Annotated in this window: 5 protein-coding genes; all 5 read right to left on the reverse strand. The window is 40.6% G+C overall.

Annotated elements, in window-relative coordinates:
- Nucleotides 1-117: 117 nt before the first annotated feature.
- The gene (locus KL866_RS08145) at nt 118-354 is read right to left on the reverse strand and encodes a hypothetical protein (protein ID WP_214994523.1); all 237 of its coding nucleotides are present in this window, start codon (nt 352-354) and stop codon (nt 118-120) included.
- 607 nt (nt 355-961) lie between these two features.
- Entirely contained in the window at nt 962-1,534 is a 573-nt protein-coding gene (locus KL866_RS08150; RefSeq protein WP_311236132.1) for a GNAT family N-acetyltransferase, read from the reverse strand.
- Between the two features lie 55 nt (nt 1,535-1,589).
- The gene (locus KL866_RS08155; RefSeq protein WP_214994526.1) at nt 1,590-1,946 is read right to left on the reverse strand and encodes a DUF2750 domain-containing protein; all 357 of its coding nucleotides are present in this window, start codon (nt 1,944-1,946) and stop codon (nt 1,590-1,592) included.
- A 130-nt stretch (nt 1,947-2,076) separates the two neighbouring features.
- Nucleotides 2,077-2,355 carry a hypothetical protein gene (locus KL866_RS08160; protein WP_214994528.1) on the reverse strand — a complete coding sequence of 93 codons (279 nt, stop codon included), beginning with the start codon at nt 2,353-2,355 and terminating at the stop codon, nt 2,077-2,079.
- Between the two features lie 132 nt (nt 2,356-2,487).
- Nucleotides 2,488-2,922, reverse strand: a complete 435-nt coding sequence (locus KL866_RS08165; protein ID WP_214994530.1) for a hypothetical protein — start codon at nt 2,920-2,922, stop codon at nt 2,488-2,490.
- Nucleotides 2,923-3,143: the final 221 nt, after the last annotated feature.

A 3,143-nucleotide genomic window follows, 5' to 3' on the forward strand; every position in this document is an offset into this window, starting at 1 on the left:
CTAACTTTTAAATAAGGGGCGCAGGCACGTAGGGCATAATGGCGAAGCCGCCCTGCGTGTTTGCGTCCCAGCCCGCGCAGCGGGCGTGCTTGATTTTTTTGTTATACGAATAGCCAATTAATGCATAGAAAGAAGGCTGCGAGGTTTAAGCTCTAAACTACTTTCTAACGTTTCTATTTTTGAAAGAAGATCTTTATTAGCTTTACTTGTTTGGTTGATTTGACTTTGAAGCCTATCTATTTTGACCTGGAGAGTACTATTGGCTTGATTTTGTTGATATAGGATGAACGACTGCAAACTAATTACAGTAGTGAAAGCGATTGTTGAAAAAACTACTTTTGAACGACTTTTCATAGAACTTCCTTATTTCAATTTAGTCTTAAGACTACCAGTGATTTTTTAGTTTTTCACTTATTCGTATAACTTTTAAATAAGGGGCGCAGGCACGTAGGGCATAATGGCGAAGCCGCGCTGCGTGTTTGCGTCCCAGCCCGCGCAGCGGGCGAGCTTAATTTTTTTGTTATAAGACATGTTACTTAAAACCCTGAATAGTGCCATTTGTACCAACGATTAGGCATACGCAACCATAATATAAGCAATCATTTTTTATGAATGGTCGAGAGCCATAAATATCCAATGGAACAATATTATTAACTTCGTTGACGCTTTTACCTATGGGGTGCGCATTTGTTAGAACGAATAGTTGCTCCGATATTTTAGTTTGGGTTTCTAGGCTTGCCTCCATATAAGTTAAAGAGACACCGTTATCCAAACTCTGATAAAACCAAAACACGTTGGTTAGCAGGAGTAATATTGAAAGGATACTGATAACAACCTTGTTCACTGAGTTTCCTTTGTCTTATAACTTTCCAATAACGGGCGCAGACATGTGGGGCATAATGGCGAAGCCGCCCCGCGTGTATGCGTCCCAGCGAACGAAGTGAGTGTGTTGATTGGGTTGTTATATGCCCAATGCTTTCTGCCAAAAAACAGCACTCCCAGCGCTTGGGTCTAACTCGTAACTACTAAATCCAAATTTTTCATACGCTGCTTTAGCGATGTTATTATTGCTTAATACTTCTAGTGTTATTTTACAACAGCCTAAGTTTTTGGCTATTGATTCCACTTTTTCGAGTAATTTTTGACTGAGACCTAGGCCTCTATACTTTTTGTGAACACATATGTCGTGGATGTTGACAAGAGGCTTGCACGAAAAAGTCGAGAACCCTTCGAAACAATTAGCTAAAGCTGCTGGTGAGTCGTCGACGTATATTAAAATACTAAAAGCTTGTGGGATTTTTGATAGTTCAGAAGAAAGATTTGCCATAGTTGTTTCTGACAAAGGGCTTCCACCGCCCATTGGGTCACAAGCATACTCGTTTAAAAGAAACGGAATATCTTGAGCGTGTTTTTCGTTGTTGTAATCAGCTTTTACTATTTTTAGATTCATAGTGGAAAATTTTCCTTGGCATATAACTTTTAAATAAGGGGCGCGGACGTGTGGGCTAAAATCCGAACGAAGTGAGCAGCCCACATGTTTGCGTCCCAGCCCGCGCAGCGGGCGAACTTGATTTTTTTGTTAGGAGACATTACCCAAATGCCTCTATTTGCTTAACTAGTATTGATGCTGGAATGTCTATGCCGGTCAGGTTTTTCCCTGAAAGGTTTATCCCAACTACTTTCTCATCATCCTGTAGGATAGGTAAGAAGTGCTCCTTAAATTGTGCCCAGCTAACACTTCGAGCCTCTACGTCTCCGAGCAGTTCAGGATTCAGTTTTTTAAGCCTCTCGATTCTAGATTTGGAAGACCACAGTGGCAAAGATACTTTGTTGTCACTAACATCAAACTCTAAGAGTACTTCGTTTGGGAGGCAACCAAACCAAACTATTTGAGTCGCTGCGACTTCTTCATAAAATTTGTTTGCTTGTGCGACGCCTGCTGACATTTCCTTGTCTCCTAACTTCTAAATAAGGGACGCGGACCTGTGGGCTAAAATCCGAACGAAGTGAGCCAGCCCACATGTTTGCGTCCCAGCCCGCGCAGCGGGCGAACTTAATTTTTTTGTTATACACAATTTAATTCGAAGAACTGCTTTCTTGCTGCAAAAAGAGCAGGATTTTTTCTAGAGAGTAGAAAAATAACTGCAAAACTACATTTAAGCCAATGATGATAGATCCCCAAATAAAGCCTGTATCGCTTGAATAGTATTCAAGGCCAAGCTCTGAGTGGTTACGAATATTTGAATCTATTAGTGCCCAGTTGGCAAACATTGCGATAATTAAAAAAACAAACAGCCAAAAAGATGAAATAAGTTTGTATCGCTTTACAATTTTCTTGATATTTTCTTCTGACACGTAGGGTTCCCTCCTTGTGTATAACACCCACATAAGGGGCAGTAACGCGTGGGCTAAAATCCGAGCGAAGCGACAGAGCCCACGTGTTACTGTCCCAGCGAGCCTGCGAGCGGCTTAATGTGTTTGTTATATTTATTTTACTCCGGCTTTGACCTTATGCGTTGATATATATATGAAACAAAAAGCTACGAAACAAAGGACTATGCTCAAGACATAAGCGTACGATGCAATCACCGAAAAGTGATTGATCAAAAAACCAATAGCAAATATTAAAATACCAAAGGCAAAAATGGTTAACCAAGGTATCCATTTTTTACGGAGAATATTTTCATAGTCCTCAATTTTCAGAGCCTGCTCATGAAGGTAAATGTGAGTTATTGAAAATACACAAAATAAAGGAAGAGCTATTGCAAATAAAACAGTCGAGATTTCAAGGCTACAGGAAGCATGTATTTGCTCCGTTCCACTAAATAAAGCCAGAAAAAAAGCAGCACAAAATCCTGATATCGCTGAGTACAGCCATTTAGCTTGTGTTGCTTTAATATCTTCATGAACGTTGTTTGTCATAAAAAGCTCTTAAACAATAAATATAACTTTAAGCTTTGGGGCGCTAACATGGGGCTATAATCGCGAAGCGGCCCCGTGTTAGCGTCCCAGCGACCGAAGGGAGTGCCAACAGCGTTTTGTTAGGCGTACAACTGAAAGTACGCAGCTCTGCTGCCACCACTAGCCAATTAGACCGCATGTTTAAATTATTAAATTTAAGATAAAACAACCCTGTGCGAAAT

This window comes from Alteromonas sp. ALT199 (genome assembly GCF_018619335.1).
GTDB lineage: Bacteria > Pseudomonadota > Gammaproteobacteria > Enterobacterales > Alteromonadaceae > Alteromonas.

Excerpts from the sequence above, each read along its gene's own strand:
- KL866_RS08165 (WP_214994530.1), bottom strand. The coding sequence starts at position 2,922 with ATGACAAACAACGTTCATGAAGATATTAAAGCAACACAAGCTAAATGG.
- KL866_RS08145 (WP_214994523.1), bottom strand. The coding sequence starts at position 354 with ATGAAAAGTCGTTCAAAAGTAGTTTTTTCAACAATCGCTTTCACTACT.
- KL866_RS08155 (WP_214994526.1), bottom strand. The coding sequence starts at position 1,946 with ATGTCAGCAGGCGTCGCACAAGCAAACAAATTTTATGAAGAAGTCGCA.